General features: G+C 63.6%; 13 protein-coding genes. 6 read left to right on the plus strand and 7 right to left on the minus strand.

Annotation, left to right across the window (positions count from 1 at the left end):
- Positions 1 to 941: 941 nt before the first annotated feature.
- The 4 genes from dnaA (at position 942) to gyrB (ending at position 7655) form a co-directional block, all read left to right on the plus strand.
- Complete coding sequence (gene dnaA / locus X566_RS07595) at positions 942 to 2375, plus strand: chromosomal replication initiator protein DnaA (RefSeq protein WP_034464924.1); 1434 nt, start codon at positions 942 to 944, stop codon at positions 2373 to 2375.
- 215 nt (positions 2376 to 2590) lie between these two features.
- Positions 2591 to 3709: a DNA polymerase III subunit beta gene (gene dnaN, locus X566_RS07600; RefSeq protein WP_034464926.1), complete on the plus strand. Its 1119-nt coding sequence runs from the start codon at positions 2591 to 2593 to the stop codon at positions 3707 to 3709.
- Positions 3710 to 3841: 132 nt separating this feature from the next.
- On the plus strand, positions 3842 to 4981 hold the full coding sequence (gene recF / locus X566_RS07605) for a DNA replication/repair protein RecF (protein WP_034464929.1): 1140 nt from the start codon (positions 3842 to 3844) through the stop codon (positions 4979 to 4981).
- 229 nt (positions 4982 to 5210) lie between these two features.
- A complete protein-coding gene (gene gyrB, locus X566_RS07610; RefSeq protein WP_034464931.1) occupies positions 5211 to 7655 on the plus strand; it encodes a DNA topoisomerase (ATP-hydrolyzing) subunit B in 2445 nt (814 codons plus the stop codon).
- Between the two features lie 56 nt (positions 7656 to 7711).
- On the opposite strand, the gene X566_RS07615 is transcribed toward gyrB, so the two are convergent.
- Complete coding sequence (locus tag X566_RS07615; RefSeq protein WP_051443946.1) at positions 7712 to 9406, minus strand: isovaleryl-CoA dehydrogenase; 1695 nt, start codon at positions 9404 to 9406, stop codon at positions 7712 to 7714.
- Positions 9407 to 9595: 189 nt separating this feature from the next.
- Here X566_RS07615 and X566_RS07620 point away from each other — a divergent pair, with 189 nt between their 5' ends.
- Both X566_RS07620 and X566_RS07625 read left to right on the plus strand, forming a co-directional pair.
- On the plus strand, positions 9596 to 11212 hold the full coding sequence (locus X566_RS07620; RefSeq protein ID WP_034468181.1) for an ABC-F family ATP-binding cassette domain-containing protein: 1617 nt from the start codon (positions 9596 to 9598) through the stop codon (positions 11210 to 11212).
- Positions 11213 to 11316: 104 nt separating this feature from the next.
- The gene (locus tag X566_RS07625) at positions 11317 to 12009 is read left to right on the plus strand and encodes a DUF4336 domain-containing protein (protein WP_034468182.1); all 693 of its coding nucleotides are present in this window, start codon (positions 11317 to 11319) and stop codon (positions 12007 to 12009) included.
- 27 nt (positions 12010 to 12036) lie between these two features.
- Here X566_RS07625 and mnhG read toward each other — a convergent pair whose 3' ends face one another.
- The 6 genes from mnhG to X566_RS07655 are packed head-to-tail and all read right to left on the minus strand — an operon-like array spanning position 12037 to position 18037.
- Positions 12037 to 12408 (minus strand): monovalent cation/H(+) antiporter subunit G, encoded by a 372-nt coding sequence (gene mnhG, locus X566_RS07630; protein WP_034464933.1) that lies wholly within the window; start codon positions 12406 to 12408, stop codon positions 12037 to 12039.
- Entirely contained in the window at positions 12405 to 12686 is a 282-nt protein-coding gene (locus X566_RS07635) for a K+/H+ antiporter subunit F (protein ID WP_034464935.1), read from the minus strand. Before X566_RS07635 ends, mnhG begins: the two co-directional genes overlap by 4 nt.
- A complete protein-coding gene (locus tag X566_RS07640) occupies positions 12683 to 13168 on the minus strand; it encodes a Na+/H+ antiporter subunit E (RefSeq protein WP_034464939.1) in 486 nt (161 codons plus the stop codon). The genes X566_RS07635 and X566_RS07640 overlap by 4 nt, the downstream gene beginning before the upstream one ends.
- Positions 13165 to 14787, minus strand: coding sequence for a monovalent cation/H+ antiporter subunit D (locus X566_RS07645; RefSeq protein ID WP_034464942.1), 1623 nt, complete (start codon positions 14785 to 14787; stop codon positions 13165 to 13167). The genes X566_RS07640 and X566_RS07645 overlap by 4 nt, the downstream gene beginning before the upstream one ends.
- Entirely contained in the window at positions 14787 to 15122 is a 336-nt protein-coding gene (locus tag X566_RS07650; RefSeq protein ID WP_034464944.1) for a Na+/H+ antiporter subunit C, read from the minus strand. Before X566_RS07650 ends, X566_RS07645 begins: the two co-directional genes overlap by 1 nt.
- Entirely contained in the window at positions 15122 to 18037 is a 2916-nt protein-coding gene (locus X566_RS07655) for a monovalent cation/H+ antiporter subunit A (RefSeq protein ID WP_034464946.1), read from the minus strand. Before X566_RS07655 ends, X566_RS07650 begins: the two co-directional genes overlap by 1 nt.
- Positions 18038 to 18484: the final 447 nt, after the last annotated feature.

Here is an 18484-nt window from a genome sequence, read left to right on the forward strand (position 1 = left end):
ACAGATAGCTGAATGCAGTACTTGGAAATCAAGCGCAATCGCTCCGATCGCGATGACGCTTTTAAGAAATATATTTTGCCGTGACATCTTCGCCGACTCGGACTGTCACACTTCGAATCAGCGCGAAGATTCAATCTCTTGCTTCTACTGATAACAACCGCTTCGCAAAGCGTGTGTCGGAGTCAACAGTCACGCGCACGAACCAACGAAATTAAATGCGTTGCGAGTGCTGTGGGCTTATGTTTTTTTAAGTTTGTTCGCGGCGCCGACAATCTCTGAGCCAGTACGGTTCTTGATCGTAGGTGAGCGTGCAGTCTGTAGCGAGCGCGTTGAGCGACGATCCCCAAGACGATGAGTTGGCACTCATGCGTTTATGAGAATGGTCGTGCTTTGCCGCTCGTGAGTGTGTCGGTTGCGTACAGAATGAGACGTGCGGTTGAAGTTGAAGTGGTGAAGTTAGAGTACGCGGCGTAACCGGTGCTGTACGTTGGTCCGAGCGACCAACCGCTGCAATACCGCAAACTGAATCTGAACAACTGACGATCTTGGAAAGCTTGTCGCGATCATTCGCGACGGGGCGGGGGTTTATTATGCAAAGCAGGCAGAGTTTGACGGTGCCAACTACAATGATCCGAACTGTTCGCCAGTCGATCGATTGTGGCTCCGTGACGACGGAGCACATGCAAGGTGCGGTCCGGACGTCTGCCTGCTCCTCGGTGTTCAAGCCGCCGAGTCGATGCTGACCTAGCTGAGAACGGCTCCCTATCGATACACCCGACCCTGCTGGCGAGCGCGCCAGCAGGCTCTCTCAGCGTCGATAGCAACACGCCGTTGTCATGCGGGGTCGCTGCAGCAGCTATTCCCCCTTCTGCAGCAAGCATCCAACAAAACCGTTAAAGGTTTACTTATTTCCACGGCTTGAACTGAAAAGATCCTCGCAAATGGCGAATGAAGAAAACGACTGCTGGTCCCGCGTAAAAGGACGTTTGCGTTCCACTGTCGGCGAAGACGTCTTCTCGAGCTGGTTCGCGCGTATGGACCTCGAAAGCATCAGCGACGATGCGGCTCACATGTCGGTTCCCACGCGCTTTCTGAAGAGCTGGATTCAGGCCCATTATGCCGATCGCGTTCTGTCATGCTGGCAGGCGGAACGACCAACTCTGCAGCGCATTGATCTCACTGTGCGCACGCCGATGCGCCCTGCCGCTGCGGTCAACAAGGATGCCAAGACCGCCGACGACCTGCGTAGCGACCGCAACGTCGGCAAAGCGATCAACGGCCTGCGCATCAATGGAACCGCCACTCCGGCTGCCGACAGCTCCGACGCGCTCGGCTCCTCCCCGCTCGATCCGCGCCTGACCTTCGACACGTTCGTCGTCGGACGTTCGAACACGCTTGCCCATGCCGCCGCCAAGCAGGTCGCCGAAGGGCGCCGCGGCGAGCCAGTGATGTTCAATCCGCTCTACGTGCATGCTGGCGTCGGCCTCGGCAAAACGCACCTGCTGCAGGCGGTGACGTTCGCCGGCAATGCCGGCGGCCAGCGCAAGGTGCTCTATCTCACCGCCGAGAAGTTCATGTACGGCTTCGTCCAGGCGTTGAAGAACCAGACCGCACTTGCGTTCAAGGAAACGCTGCGCGGCATCGACGTGCTGGTGATCGACGACCTGCAGTTCCTGCAGGGCAAATCGACCCAGGCCGAATTCTGCCACACGCTGAACGCGCTGATCGATTCCGGCCGTCAGGTGGTGATCGCCGCCGACCGTCCGCCATCCGATCTCGAAAGCCTCGACGATCGCGTTCGCTCCCGCCTCGCGGGCGGCCTCGTGGTGGAGATGGGCTCGCTCGGCGAAGAGCTGCGGCTGGAGATCCTGAAATCGCGGGTCGCGACCGTCCGCACCCATCATGCGGGCTTCGACGTGCCGCTGCCGGTGCTGGAATATCTCGCCCGCTCGATCACCCACAACGGCCGCGACTTGGAAGGCGCCATCAACCGCCTGCTCGCGCACAACACCTTGAGCGGCCATGCAGTCACGCTCGAGATGGCCGAGCGTGAGGTCCGCGACCTGATCCGGCCGCAGGAACCGAAGCGGGTCAAGATCGAGGATATCCAGCGGGTCGTGGCCCGGCAATATAACGTCAGCCGATCCGACTTGCTGTCGTCGCGGCGGACCGCGAACGTGGTGCGGCCACGCCAGGTCGCGATGTACCTGTCGAAGACCCTCACGCTCCGCTCGCTGCCGGAAATCGGCCGCCGGTTCGGTGGCCGGGACCATACGACGGTGCTGCACGCGGTCCGCAAGATCGAAGCCTTGGTCAACAAGGATACGACCCTGGCGGAGGAGGTCGAACTCCTGAAGCGGCTGCTCCAGGATTAGGCCAACGGACGAGACCTAGGACTTGCCTGAGGCAAGAAAGCTCAGGAAATCGTTGTGAAAATACGTCGCGCGCGGGGCGGAAGCCTTGCGCTCGACGCGCATCCGCGCCACCCTGCGAACCCCTCGGCGGGGCCTTCCCGGTCCTGCCAGCTAGCTGCCGCACGGCCTCCTTCCGGGGATTGCGGCTCCTCAATCGATCGGGCGGGTTTGGGTAAATGAAGGTCACCGTCGAGCGCGCGCAACTCCTCAAGTCGCTGGGCCATGTCCATCGCGTCGTCGAACGCCGCAACACGATCCCCATCCTCGGCAACGTGCTGCTGCGGGCCGAGAATGCCCGGCTCAGCTTGAAGGCAACCGACCTCGATCTAGAGGTCACGGAGACGCTGGCGGCAGAGGTTGCCACCGGCGGATCGACCACCGTCCCGGCGCATATGCTGTACGACATCGTGCGGAAGTTGCCTGAGGGATCGCAGATCGTGCTGGAGGCGACCGGCGATCGCGCCATCCTCAGCATCCGCGCGGGCCGTTCGCGCTTCACGCTGCAGACCTTGCCGGAGAGTGACTTCCCCGACCTCGCCGCCGGCGAGATGACCCATTCCTTCACCCTCGGTGCTGCCGACGTCAAGCGGCTGATCGACCGCACGCAGTTCGCGATCTCCACCGAGGAAACGCGCTACTACCTGAACGGTATCTATCTGCACAATGCCGGCACGGCGAAGAGCGCGACGTTGCGCGCGGTCGCCACCGACGGCCATCGGTTGGCGCAGATCGACCTGCCGCTGCCGAACGGCGCCGGCGGCATGCCGGGCGTGATCGTTCCGCGCAAGACTGTGGGCGAGGTGCAACGGCTAATCGAGGACAACGAGGCTTCGGTCACCATCGAACTGTCGCAAGGCAAGATCCGCCTGACCATCGGCGACGTGGTGCTGACCTCGAAGCTGATCGACGGCACCTTTCCCGATTACGGCCGCGTCATCCCGCAAAACAACGATAAGGAGCTGATCGTCGACAAGCGCGACTTCGAAGCCGCCGTCGATCGCGTCTCGACTATCTCCTCGGAACGCGGCCGCGCCGTGAAACTGGCGCTCGCGAGCGGCAAGCTGGTGTTGTCGGTGACCAATCCGGATTCGGGCAGCGCCACCGAAGAGCTCGAGGTCGAGTATGCCGCCGATGCGCTGGATATCGGCTTCAACTCGCGCTACCTGCTGGATATCGCGGCGCAGATCGAAGGCGAAGTCGCGGTGTTGAAGCTCGCCGATCCTGGCTCCCCGACCCTGATCCATGACAAGGATTCCAAGGGCGCGCTCTACGTCCTGATGCCGATGCGCGTGTAAGCGGCGCAGTTTCGCGCAACATTCGCGGCGACTGTGGCGACCAGGAATCGGCCATTTTCCTGTGAAACGCATGGATACGCGCGCGCAACGCGCGTATGACGGCTCCATGCTGTCTTTATCGTCCGCCGCCGCATGACTGTGTCCCGCATCCAGCGCCTCAGCCTGACGCACTTCCGCAACTATCGCGCGGCCAGTGTCAGCGTGAGCCGTGATCTCGTGGTGCTGGCGGGGCCGAACGGTGCCGGCAAGACCAACTGCCTCGAAGCGATCTCGTTTCTGTCGCCAGGCCGCGGCCTGCGGCGCGCCACTCTCGACGATCTCGCCGACAACCAAGGCGACGGCTCCTGGGCCGTCTCTGCCGAGGTCGAGGGCGCCTTCGGCCTGGCAACCCTCGGCACTGGCATCGACACGCCTATTGTGGGCGAAACCAGCACCACACGCCGCTGCCGCATCGACCGCGAGCCGGTTTCGTCCGCCGCAGCGTTCGGCGACCACCTTCGTATGGTCTGGCTGACGCCCGCTATGGACGGCTTGTTCATCGGCGCCGCGGCCGAGCGGCGACGCTTTCTGGACCGTCTCGTGCTCGCGATCGATTCCAACCATTCGAGCCGCGTCTCTGCACTGGAGCGCTCGCTGCGCTCCCGCAATCGTCTGTTGGAGAATCCCCGTCCCGACGCCCACTGGCTCGATGCGATCGAGCACGAGACCGCCCAGCTTGCGGTGGCGGTGGCTGCGATGCGCAGCGAAACCGTCACGCGGCTGCAGGCGGCGCTCTCCGCGCGCGCGGCGGCCTCGGCGTTTCCGACCGCGACCCTGACCCTCGACGGCTGGATGGAAATCGAGTTGCTGACGGAACCCGCGCTGGCCGTGGAGGACCGCTACCGCGCCATCCTGCGCGAGTCCCGCGCCCGCGACGCCGCCGCAGGTCGCACCCTCGATGGCGCCCACCTGACCGATCTCAACGTCGTCTACGCACCGAAGACCATGCCGGCGAAGGACGCATCCACCGGCGAACAGAAGGCGCTGCTGATCGGCCTTGTTCTCGCCCATGCGGGCCTCGTCGCGGAAATGACCGGCATCGCACCGCTGCTGCTGCTCGACGAAGTCGTCGCGCACCTTGACCCTGGTCGCCGCGCCGCGCTGTTCGATGAACTGGAGCGGCTCGGCACGCAGGTCTGGATGACCGGCGCCGATCCGGCGGCGTTCGCCGCCGTGACCGATCGCGCCGACATTTTCCATGTCGAAACCGGCCGCATCGGACGCAGCCAATGAACCCTTTTGGGAACGCGAATCGCACCGGCGCGGGCCTTGTTTACTGGTGTTTTCAAAGGCCTTGGCGAAGGCCAGAACCGGCCTTGAAAAAGCGCCAAAAAATATCATTTATTCAATAGCTTAAAAGGCGAGATAAGCCCCTGTACGGCACTTCGCTTTCATGGCAGAAAATCATCTTTCGCGCGCCGGATAGGACACTGATTCGGCGCGGTTTTCCGAAGGCCCCTGTATGACCGAACCCGCCCGGCAGACGACCGCCGAAACTGCGCATTCTCCGACGCCCGAATACGGCGCCGAATCGATCAAGGTGCTGAAAGGCCTCGATGCGGTTCGCAAGCGGCCCGGCATGTATATCGGCGACACCGATGACGGCTCCGGCCTGCACCACATGGTGTACGAGGTCGTCGACAACGCCATCGACGAAGCGCTCGCCGGTCACGCCACGTCCGTTCAGGTGATGCTCAATCCCGACGGCTCTGTCACCGTGCGCGACGACGGCCGCGGCATTCCGACCGGCATCCATCCGGGCGAAGGCGTCTCGGCGGCCGAGGTCATCATGACCCAGCTCCACGCCGGCGGTAAGTTCGACCAGAATTCCTACAAGGTCTCCGGCGGTCTGCACGGCGTCGGCGTTTCCGTCGTCAACGCACTCTCGACCAAGCTGCAGTTGCGCATCTGGCGCGACGGCAAGGAACACTTCATGGAGTTCGCGCATGGCGAGGCCATTGCGCCGCTCGCGGTTGTCGGCGACGCCGGCGATAACCGCGGCACCGAGGTCACGTTCCTGCCCTCGCCCGAAACCTTCACCATGGTCGAGTTCGATTTCGCGACGCTGGAGCATCGCCTGCGCGAGCTCGCGTTCCTGAACTCCGGCGTCAGCATTATCCTTTCGGACATGCGCCATGCAGTCGAGAAGCGCGAGGAAATGCGTTACGACGGCGGCATCGAGGCGTTCGTGAAATATCTCGATCGCAACAAGGCTGCGATCATGCCGACCCCGATCACGCTGCGCGCCGAGCACAACGGCATCGGCGTCGAGTGCGCGCTGTGGTGGAACGACACCTACCACGAGAATGTGCTCTGCTTCACCAACAACATTCCGCAACGCGACGGCGGCACGCACCTGGCGGGCTTCCGCGGCGCGCTGACGCGCCAGGTCACGGGCTATGCGGAGACCAGCGGCATCTCCAAGAAGGAGAAGATCTCGCTCACCGGCGACGACTGCCGCGAAGGTCTGACCGCCGTCCTATCGGTGAAAGTGCCGGACCCGAAATTCTCCTCGCAGACCAAGGACAAGCTGGTCTCGTCCGAAGTCCGTCCGGTGGTCGAAAGCGTCGTCAACGAAGCGTTGCAGACCTGGTTCGAGGAACATCCAGGAGAGGCCAAAACCGTCGTCGGCAAGGTGATTCAGGCCGCTGCCGCGCGCGAGGCTGCGCGCAAGGCGCGCGAGCTCACCCGCAAGAATCCGCTCGGCGTCACCTCGCTGCCCGGCAAGCTCGCCGACTGCCAGGAACGCGATCCGGCAAAGTCCGAACTGTTCATCGTCGAGGGTGACTCCGCAGGCGGTTCCGCCAAGCAGGGCCGCAACCGCGAATTCCAGGCGGTGCTGCCGCTGCGCGGCAAGATCCTCAACGTCGAGCGCGCCCGTTTCGACAAGATGCTGTCGTCGGAGCAGATCGGCACGCTGATCACCGCGCTCGGCACCGGCATCGGCCGTGAGGACTTCGACCTCGGCAAGCTGCGCTATCATAAGATCATCGTCATGACCGACGCCGACGTCGACGGCGCGCACATCCGCACGCTGCTGCTGACGTTCTTCTTCCGCCAGATGCCGCAGCTGATCGAGGCAGGCCACCTCTACATCGCCCAACCGCCGCTCTACAAAGTCTCGCGCGGCAAATCCGAGCAGTACCTGAAGGACGAGCGGGCGCTGGAAGATTATCTGATCGATACCGGTCTCGAAGACTCGGTGCTGAAGCTGCCCAATGGCGCAGAACGCGCGGGCCGCGATTTGCGCGCGCTGGTGGATGATGCTCGCACCATCCGCGGCGTGTTGAACGGGCTGCACTCACGCTACAACCGCGGCGTGGTCGAGCAGGCAGCCATCGCCGGCGTTCTGAACCCGTCGGTCATCTCCGACCTTGCGACCGCCAATCAGGCCGCCGACTACATCGCCAAACGCCTCGATGCCCTCGCCGACGAGGTCGAACGCGGCTGGATCGGCCATTATGTCGAAGGCGAAGGCTTTGCCTTCGAGCGCACCGTGCGCGGCGTCAAGGAATACACGATGATCGACGAGGCGCTGCTTGGCTCGGCCGACGCGCGCAAGCTCGATGAGTATGCCGCCATGCTGCAGGAAACCTATCCGCGGATCGGAACCTTGCGCCGCAAGGACACGGAAACGCCGATTCACGGGCCGGTGAGCCTGTTCGAAGCCGTCACGGATGCCGGCCGCAAGGGCATCTCGATGCAGCGCTACAAAGGTCTCGGCGAGATGAACCCGGAGCAGCTCTGGGAAACCACGCTCGACACCAACGTCCGCTCGTTGCTGCAGGTGAAGGTCAAGGAGGTCGACGAGGCCGACGATATCTTCACCAAGCTGATGGGCGACGTGGTGGAGCCGCGCCGTGAGTTCATCCAGGACAACGCGCTCAGCGCGAGCGTCGACGTCTAAAAGCTAAGCGCCGCATCAGGCGACTGTTGCAAGGCGGCTCGGCCATCCCACACGCCTCATCGCGGCCTCGCCCGCGCAATGATGGCGGTGAAATCCACGCCTCGCGGCAGCGCGCCATACTGATGCGCGCCGCAGGCGGCGAGCCGCGAAGCACAGAACGCGTCCGACACCGCAGCGGGTGCGTGCTGCAGCAGAATGCTCGCTTGCAAGCCGACCGCGAGACGATCGACGATATCGCGCGCCCGCTGCTCGAAATCGGCGGCATCACGCATATCTGCCTTCAATGCATCGATATGGCGATCGAAGATCGCGTTGGTCCCGCGCGCGGCATCGACCTCGACGAAATAAGCTTCCAGCGCCTCCGGCGAACGCTGCATCACGCGCAGCACATCCAGGCACTGCACGTTGCCTGAGCCTTCCCAAATCGCATTCACCGGCGATTCGCGGAATAGCCGCGGCATCGGACTGTCCTCCATGACGCCTGAGCCGCCAATGCACTCCATCGCCTCATACGCATGTCCCGGTGTCCGCTTGCAAATCCAATACTTGCCAAGCGCCGTGCCGAGCCGAACGAGCTGAGCCTCGTGCGGCTTTGCACTGCTATCGAGCGCCCGCGCGATACGCATCGTCAGCGCCACGGCAGCCTCCGCTTCGAGCGCGAGGTCGGCCAACACGTTGCGCATGATCGGCTGATCGATCAGCAACTTGCCGAAAGCAGCCCGCTGGCAGCAATGATCGATCGCCTGGCTGGTCGCCATCCGGATGCCCGCGGACGAGCCCGCCATGCAGTCGAACCGTGTCATCGCCACCATTTCGATGATGGTCGGAACACCGCGCCCTTCGTCGCCGATCATCCAGCCGAGCGCACCGCGCAACTCGGTCTCACTGGATGCATTCGAAACGTTGCCCATCTTCCGCTTCAGGCGGATCACCTGCAGCGGGTTCTTCGTTCCATCCGGACGCCAGCGCGGCACGAGGAAGCAGGAGAGCCCGCCCGCGGCTTGCGCAAGCACCAGGAACGCATCGCACATCGGCGCCGAGACGAAGAACTTGTGACCAATCAGTTCGTAGGCTTGCCCCGGCCCTCCGGCGCCGACCGGCACAGCGCGCGTCGTATTCGCGCGCACATCCGATCCACCCTGCTTCTCGGTCATGGCCATGCCGATCGTCAGGCCGGCCTTCTGATCGGTTGGAATGTTGCGCGGATCGTAGACGCGCGTGAGAATCTTCGGCAGCCACGCCTCGGCGATATCCGGCTGCTGCCGCAAGCATGGAACGGAAGCGAATGTCATGGTGACCGGACAACCGTGTCCCGCCTCGACCTGGCTGTGCAAATAGAAGCGTGCGGCGCGCGCGACATGCGCTCCCGGCCGTGGATCGGTCCAGGGCGACGAATGCAGCCCCTCTTCGATCGCCGTGGCCATGAGCTCATGGTAGGCGGGATGGAAACGGACCAGATCGATCCGGCGGCCATAACGGTCATGGGTGTCGAATTCAGGCGCGTGCCGGTTCGCGAGCGCGCCGAGTTCCAGGTAATCCGCCGTGCCGATGCGCGCGCCGAAATTTGCAAGATCGTTGGTCGCCCAGCCAGCGCCTTCGCGGGCGACCGCCTCCGTCAGTGCGGCATCGGCGCTGAAGAGATTGTAATCAGCGAGCGCGAACGGCTGGTTGACGACCTCGTGGGTGACAGCGCCGTACCGATCCATCGCGTGATCCTTGGCGAACGCGTCTGTTGCAGCATCGTTGGGCATGTCGTTCTCCCGTCATACTATGTTCGGCGCGCCCCGTCCGCACACCCGCTAAACAGGTCGTTCGATCTTGCATCCCGGGCCTTCCAAGCCTAAATCATTTACGCGTCAACACGAACAGGACGTCTGCCACAATGGATTTCACCCGGACTGCAATGCCGCACTGCCTTGCCTCCAGGGGAATCCATGTTCATGCCGGCCTCCATCGTCCTCTCCCATCTAAGCCTGTCTGCGCCTGACGGCCGGACACTCGTCTCCAACATTGATCTGAGTTTCGGCCCCGAACGGGTCGGCCTCGTCGGCCGCAATGGCGTCGGCAAGACGACGCTGCTTGCGGTGATGGCGGGAGAGCGGCTGCCTGCTGCCGGTACGGTGTCCATCCGCGGAACCGTTGGTGTCTTTCGCCAGACGGTTCAGGTGGCGCCGCACGAGATGATCGCCGACCTGTTCGGTGCCAGGCAGGCCTTGGCCATCTTGCATCGCGCCGAACGGGGCGAGGCCACGACCGACGAGCTTGCGGCCGCTGACTGGACACTGGAGACGCGCCTGGCAGCAGCGCTGGTTCACGTCGGTCTCGACGCAGCGGCCGAAACCCGCTTGAGCGCGCTCTCCGGCGGACAGCGCACCCGCGCGGGCCTCGCCGCGCTGGTGTTCGCGAAACCTGACTTCCTCTTGCTCGACGAACCGACGAACAATCTCGACCGGGAGGGCCGTCACGCGCTGTACGACCTGCTGGCCGGATGGCGGGCGGGTGCCATCATCGTCAGCCATGACCGGGCGCTGCTCAACAGCATGGATGGCATCGTCGAGCTCACCCCTCTCGCTGCGAGGCGCTATGGCGGCAACTGGAACGCCTATCGCGAACGCAAGACGCAGGAGCTGGCGGCGGCGCAGCGTGATCTCGCGGACGCGGAGCGTCACGCCGCCGACTTGGCGCGCAAGGCGCAGATCGCCGCCGAACGCAAGGCGCGCAAAGACGGCGCTGGCCGCAAGAGCAACGCCAGGGGCGGCACTCCGCGCATCGCCCTCGGCGGATTGAAGGAGCGCAGCGAGAACACCAGCGGCGCCGGCGCCCGCCTTGCCGAGGCCAGACAGGCGGACGCTGCAAAAGCCATTGCGGACAAGCGCGAGCGGATCGAGATCCTGCAATCCTTGTCCGTGTCCCTGCCCTCGACACACCTGCCCGCGAACAAGATCGTGCTGCAGGCCAATGCCGTCTCGGCCGGCTACGCACCCGGGCGGCCCGTCATCCGCGATCTCTCGTTCAGCATCACGGGTCCCGAACGTGTTGCCATCACCGGCCCGAACGGCTCCGGCAAGACGACGCTGCTCGCGCTCCTCACCGGGGGCCTACAGCCATCGCGCGGCACCGTACGCGTCGCAACCCGATTTGCCATGCTCGACCAGCAGGTCCGCGCGCTCGATCCATCAGCTTCGATCAGAGACAATTTCCGCCGCATCCATCCGCAGGCGAACGAGAACGACTGCCGCGCGGCGCTCGCACGCTTCATGTTCAGAGCCGATGCCGCCCTGCAGATCGTATCGCATCTCAGCGGCGGGCAGCTGCTACGCGCCGGACTAGCCTGCGTGCTCGGCGGTCCGACACCGCCGCCGCTGCTGATCCTGGACGAGCCGACCAACCATCTCGACATTGATTCTCTCGAAGCAATCGAAGCCGGATTGCAGGCATTTGACGGCGCGCTAGTGGTCGTCAGCCACGACGAAGCCTTTCTAGCCGCGCTTGGGATTACCCGCCGTCTGGCCTTGCCAACAGGAGTCACGACCGCCTTCACCGATCAGGCTCCGTAATCTCCGTCGCCCTGCTATCGGCAATGCCGATGCAAGGTGTTGCCATTGCTGTGCTAGAACGAATGCAGGCGCCCGGCTCCGGACGCGTGGAATCGTGCAACGTTATGTTGAAACCGTTTGGGCCCGACATCTGGATGGCGGACGGAACCACCGTCACCGGAGCGCTGGGATTCCTCTATCCGACCCGCATGGCGGTCATCCGCTTGTCCGATGGCGCGCTCTTCGTCTGGTCGCCGACCGCGCCGACAGACCGCCTGCGTGGCGAGATCGATAAGCTCGGCGCCGTTCGCCATCTGATTGCGCCCAATTCCCTGCACCACCTCTTCATCGCCGACTGGAAGCGCGCCTATCCGGACGCTCAGCTCCACGCCGCGCCGGGGTTGCGGGCGAAGCGCAAGGATATCGCTTTCGACCACGATCTTGGCGAGATGCCAGCACCGGACTGGGCCGGACAGATCGATCAGGTCGTCGTGGCTGGGAACGTTATCACGCGCGAAACGGTGTTCTTTCACAAGGAGAGCGGCACCGCGCTGTTCACCGAACTGTTGCAGCAGCTCCCCGCCGGCTGGTTCTCCGGCTGGCGCGGCTTCATAGCCCGATGGGATTTGATGGTTGCGGCTGAGCCGTCAGTGCCGCGGAAATTCCGGCTGGCGTTCACCGATCGGAACGCCGCGCGTGCCGCGGTTGATCGCATTCTCGCCTGGCCAGTCGAGAAGGTGCTGATGGCCCACGGAACGCCCGTCGACACCAATGGCCAGGCCGTCTTGCGCCGAGCCTTTGGCTGGCTCACCACCTGATGATCATGGCGTGCCTGTTTTCGGCAGTCACTCGGCGCGGTCACCCGTTTCCGATACGGTTTGCGGAGGAACCAGGCTGCTTCCCTCCGCACGATCGCGATAGATCGCCGCGCGGGCCAGCAGCATCAGCGTGACCGGCGTGGTCACCGTGACGAAGATCGCGACGAGCACCTCATGCAGAACCGGACGCGCCTGCAGAACGGTGAAATAGATCATCGAGGCGAGCAGGATGCCGGCAGCACCCCATGTCGCGCCCAGCGTCGGCGCGTGAACGCGCTCGTAGAACGTCTTCAGACGCAGCAACCCAATGGCGCCCGTCAGCGTCAACCCCGCTCCCAGCAGCAAGAGGAAACTCGTCAGCAACGCGGCCCAAACCGGCAGATCAGATGCGGCAGTCATTCGATCACCTCTCCGCGCATGAGGAATTTGGCCAGCGCGACCGTCGACACGAAGCCGAGCAGCGAAATGACCAACGCGGCTTCAAAGTAAAGCGTGCTTCCGGTTCTCATGCCGTACAGCAACAACAGCAGCATCGCATTCACATACAGCGCATCCAGCGCTAGGATGCGATCCTGCGCCCTGGGCCCGCGAATGATGCGAAAGGCCGCAATCGCCATGGCGATGCCAAGCATGAATTGGGCGATCAGAAGCGACCAGAACAGGACGACCGCGCTCATTCGAAGATCTCCAGCAGCAAGCGCTCGTAGCGATTCTTGATCAGGCTGATCCAGTGCTCCTCATCGACGAGATCGAGGACATGCAGCAAGAGCGTGCTCTGCGACGCATTGTATTCTACCCACGCTGTCCCTGGCGTGCTGGTCAGGATACACGCGAGCACGGCCAGTCCGGTGCGATGACGAAGCGTGAGCGGGATGGTGATGAAGCCGGAAGTCCTTTGGCCTCGATCCGGCCCGAGAATTACCCCCGCAACGGCGACGTTGGATCGCCAGATATCGACCAGCACGATCAGCACGAGCTTGGGAATCAGATACCAGCGGCGCAAGCTCGGCTTGGCCGGCTGCAGGCGCACCATGACGTTGGATGCGGCGATCGCAATCACGCTGCCGAGCATGACATGCCCCAACGAAAATCCGTTGAGCAGAATCCACATCACCAACAGCGACGCGGCCAGCACAGGATGGGGAAGCGCGCGACTCATTGACCGGCCTCCACACGCGAGGACGAGACACGCCGCGCCGACAGCACGTCGCCGATATACTGCTCGGGCGCATGAATCGAACGCGCGGTCTGTTCCATGTATCGCATAACGGGACCGCCCTGAACGGTCAGGGCCAGCGTCAGGAGCAGCAGAACGACGGTCGGCACGATCTCAACAATGAGGACGCGTGGGACAGTCGCATCGATGGGTGCCCAGAAGATGCGAATTCCGACACGCACCAAGGCCAGCAGCGCCGCAAGGCCCGAGAGGATCAACAGCGCAGTAAACACCCAGCTCGCAGCCGGAATAGTCGTCGCCGCTCCTGCATCCGCAGGCGCAAACAACGCCACCATCATGGCAAGCTTGGCGACGAAGCCGGACAGCGGCGGCAAGCCGGCCAACAAGAGGGCACACCCCGCAAAGCAGATGCCGAGAATGGCCAGCGTGCCGGGGAAAGGACTACCGACCTCGTCGTCCTGCACGTCGTCGTCCTCATCGCCATACGCCTCCGCGGTCACGGCGAGGAGATCGGCCACCGGGCTTTGGCCCCGCTCGACCAGCTCGATCAGCAGAAAGAAGGCGCCGATCGTCAGGGTCGAGCTGACGAGATAGAAAAGAGCGCCCCCGGTCACGCTTGCGTTGGACAAGCCGATCGCCGTGAGCAGCGTTCCGGTCGATACCAGCACGCAATAGCTGGCCAAGCGGCTCAACGCCTGCGAGGCGAGGATGCCGATCATACCGTAAACCATGGTGGCCATGCCGCCGATCAACAGCACCTCGCGGCCGAAGCCGGACGACGCGCCGGCCTGAGTGCCGAACAGCAGCGGCGACAGCCGCAGTAGGATGTAGATGCCGGCCTTGCTCAGGATGGCGAAGACCGCCGCGACCGGCGCCGCCGCGGCCGGATAGGCTCGCAGCAGCCAGAAGCAGAGCGGCCACATGCCGGCCTTCACCAGGAAGGCCGTGCCGAGCACCGCGGCACCCGCCTCCAAGAGCGCGCGGTCGCTCGCGGCAACGTTCGGAATGCGAACCGCCAGATCGGCCATGTTCAACGTTCCAGTCACACCATAGATCAGGCTGACGCCGATCAGGAACAGGAATGACGTCGCGAGATTGATGGCGATGTAGTGCAGGCCCGCGCGAACCCGCTGCGGTCCTGAGCCGTGCAGCACGAGGCCATATGAGGCCGCCAGCATCACCTCGACAAAGACGAACAGATTGAAGAGGTCGCCCGCCAGACAGACGCCGTTGACGCCCATCAGGAGGAACTGAAACAGACTGTGGAAGTGCGAACCGGCCTTGTGCCATTTCGCCAGCGAAAAGGTCAAAGCCGCGGATGCGAGCAGCGCCGTCAGCACCAGCATCAGCGCCGACAGGCGATCGAGAACGAGGACGATACCAAACGGTGCGGGCCAGTTGCCGAGCAGATAGACGCCGGTTGCCGACGTATCGGCAAACCGCAGCAGCGTCACGGCGACATACAGCGTCGTCAGCGTGGCGATGAGATTGATGGCGCCCTTCAGCAAGGGCCGCCGCTCGTCATACATCATCAGCAGCGCGCCCGAGATGAGCGGCACGACGATCGGCGCGACGATCAGATGGTTGAGCCAACCGCCCATCAGCGCTCCTGCCCGTCGACATGATCGGTTCCCGTCAGGCCGCGCGACGCAAGCAACATGACGAGGAACAGCGCTGTCGTCGCAAAGCCGATGACGATGGCGGTGAGGACCAGCGCCTGCGGCAGCGGATCGGCAAAGTCCGCCAGGCTGCCGGTCTTATCCGTCAGGATCGGCGATGCGCCGGAGCGCAGCCGCCCCATGCTGAAGATAAAGAGATTGACGGCATAGGAGATCAACGACAGGCCGATGATCACCTGGTAGGTCCGTGGCCTGAGCAGCAGCCACACCCCCGACCCGGCCAGAATGCCGATCACAGTCGCCAGCAGGAGCTCCATTACGCGTCCTCCTCGGCCGCCTCGCGCACCCGATCGGAGCGACCCTTGCGGATCGACTGGTGCGCCAGCGCGATCAACATCAGCACTGTCGCCCCCACCACGAGACCGAGAACGCCGAGATCGAAGAAGAGCGCGGTCGCGGTCGGCACCGCGCCGATCAGCGGCAAGTTCGTGTACTGCGCATACGAGGTGAGGAACGGATAGCCGAACAGCAGCGAACCAAGCCCGGTCGCGGCCGCCAGCAGCAGTCCCAATCCGATCCAGCTCACCGGCAGCACACGCAGCCTTTCTTCCACCCATTTAGCGTCCGCCGCCATGTACTGCAGGATGAAGGCTGCCGCGATGGCGATGCCCGCAGAGAAGCCGCCGCCGGGAAGATCGTGGCCGCGCAGGAACAAATACACCGCGAGGACGACGATGACGGGAAACAGCCATTGCATGGATGCGGCGGGAACGAGCAGATAATCGCTGACCGTATCGCCGGGCTTGCGATCCGGCGCCGCTTCGTCGAACGCGTTCTGCCGACGCTGCTGCTCGGGCGAACCCACGCTGTCCGCAGCCGGCCGGAAACGGCGCAGCAGCGCGAAAACGCTGAGCGCCACCACCGCAAGCACGGTGATTTCGCCCATGGTGTCGAAGCCGCGGAAGTCGACCAGGATCACGTTCACGACATTGCGGCCGCCGCCGCCGGTATAGGCGTGCTCGAGGAAGTAGCTGGCGATGGTGTCGGGCAACGAGCGCGTCATCACGGCAAAGGCAACCAGCCCAAGCCCGCCGCCGGCCGCGATCGCGATGGCAAGATCGCGATGCCGGCGCACGCGCATTCTCCACGTCACAGGTTGGCCATCGCTCGTTTCCTGACGCTTCGGCAGCCAGCGCAGGCCGAGCAAGATCAAGACGGTGGTCACGACCTCCACCATCAACTGAGTCAATGCGAGGTCCGGAGCGGAGAACCAGACGAAGGTGATGCAGGTCGTAAGCCCGGCACCGCCCAGCAGAATAAGCGCGACCAGCCGGTGATACTTCGCCTGGTAGGCGGCGCCGATGGCACAGCAAGCCCCGATGATCCAGACCAGCATCAGGACGGGATCGGCCCCGCTCCAGGTCGGCATGGCCCCGCCAAATCCACCGCGGTATAGCGGCAGCAAAGCGGCGAGGATCGCAGCCCCGACCAGCAGCCGCAACTGCGGCTGCAAACGTTGCGTGCCAACGATGCTCTCGATCGAGCGGGCCCACTTCCACGATACCGTGACCAGGATCCGCTCGAAAATGCGCTGGCCGTTGAGTTCGCGCAGCAACGGCGGCCCCTCTTCCGAGCGATGCAGATAATTCCTCATGGCGACGTAAAGCAGGCAGCCGATGACCAGAGCGACCGCACTCATGATCAGCGGCAGATTGAGCCCATGCCACACGGCAAGGCTATACGCCGGCGTCTGCGGCCCCAGCACGGCAACGACCGCCGTCTCCAGGAACGGACCGATCGTGAGCGACGGCGCAATGCCGACGATCAGACAGGCGAGAACGAGAAACAGGATCGGAAACCGCATCCAGAACGGCGGTTCATGTGGTTCATGCGGCAGGTCCGTAGGCTTTTGCCCAAAGAACACCGAGTGGATGAAGCGGATCGAATACGTCACCGCGAAGGTGCTGGCGACCACCGCGACATAGGGCTGCGCCGTATCGAGGACTGACCGGACATGGGTTTCGATCGCTTCGGCGAAGAACATCTCCTTCGAGAGGAAGCCGTTCAACAGCGGCACGCCGGCCATCGACGCGCTTGCGACCATCGCCAGCGTCGCGGTGATCGGCATGAAGCGAAAGAGGCCACCGAGCCTTCGCATGTCCCGCGTGCCGGTTGCGTGATCGACGATGCCTGCCGCCATGAACAGCGATGCCTTGAACGTCGCATGGTTCATCATATGGAAAATGGCCGCGACCGCGCCGAGCGGACTGCCGAGGCTGAGCAGCATCGTGATCAGCCCGAGATGGCTGATGGTCGAATAGGCGAGCAGCCCTTTCAGATCATGCTGAAACATTGCGAAGAAGGCGCCCACCAGCAGCGACGCCATTCCGGCCAAGCCGACGAGCCAGAACCATTCCGGCGTTCCGGACAGCACCGGCCACAAACGCGCCAGCAGAAACACCCCCGCCTTCACCATCGTCGCCGAATGCAGATAGGCCGAGACCGGCGTCGGCGCGGCCATCGCATTGGGCAACCAGAAGTGAAAGGGAAACTGCGCACTCTTGGTCAGCGCGCCGAGCAGAATGAGCACGAGCGCCGGCACGTAGAGAGCATGCCCGCGGATGGTGTCACCGGACGACAGCACGCGATCGAGGTCGTAGCTGCCGACGATATGTCCGATCAGTACGACACCGACGAGCAAGGCGAGGCCGCCGATTCCCGTCACCGTCAGCGCCATGCGGGCGCCGTCGCGAGCACCGGCGTTGTTATGCCAGTAGCCGATCAGCAGGAAGGAGAAGATGCTCGTCAATTCCCAAAAGAAGACGAGAAGAATCAAGTTGCCGGACAGCACGATTCCGAGCATCGCCCCCATGAAGGCGAGGAAGAAGGAGAAGAAGCGCGGAACCGGATCCTCGGGCGACATGTAATAGCGGGCGTAGAGCACGACCAGAAAGCCGATCCCGCTGACGAGCATCGCGAAGATCCAGGCGAACCCGTCCATCCGCAGCGAAAAACTGAGACCCAGCTCCGGAATCCAGTCGAAGCTGCTGCGGATCGCACCGCGGGCGACAATGGTGGGATAGGCAGCGGCGGTCAGCACCAAGCAGCCAAAGGCGACGCCTCCGGCAAGCCATGCCTCGGAGTTGCGTGCATTGGAGCGAAACGTTGCGGCAAGTACGCTCCCGGCGAACGGCAGCAGAATCAGAATTGCCAGCAATACGTAATCTTGCATTGTTCCGCCGCAAACCCCCGTTGGCAACCCCACAATGTTTGTGAATCCATACCCCTATAGCAAGTGCGCTGGGGGAGCGATAGTCGCCAGCTGTGACAGCCCGTCGCGCGGCGCCACACCAATACGTCACGCGCAAGTCATGCACGCGCACGCGGCGTGGCCACATCTGTCACGCAATGAATTCCGGCGCCTTGAGGAAGCGCTCTGCACGTCGTGGGCGGTCGATCCGAGATCAAACGGCCTGAGCGACCTCTGTTCGCAACAGTGCGCCGCTGATCGATTTGGGGCGAAACCGAACCGGAACGATGTCGAAGGGTGCGGCTGAAAGCGGCATTCTTTGGATGCCCCAGCGGCACGGCGCATCAGCATCGCGTATTGCGACGGATCACGGCCCTTCTCCGAGGAAACGCCGCAGGGCCCGCAGCATGGTTGCATCGGCGATCGCAT

This window comes from Afipia sp. P52-10 (genome assembly GCF_000516555.1).
Lineage (GTDB): Bacteria > Pseudomonadota > Alphaproteobacteria > Rhizobiales > Xanthobacteraceae > P52-10.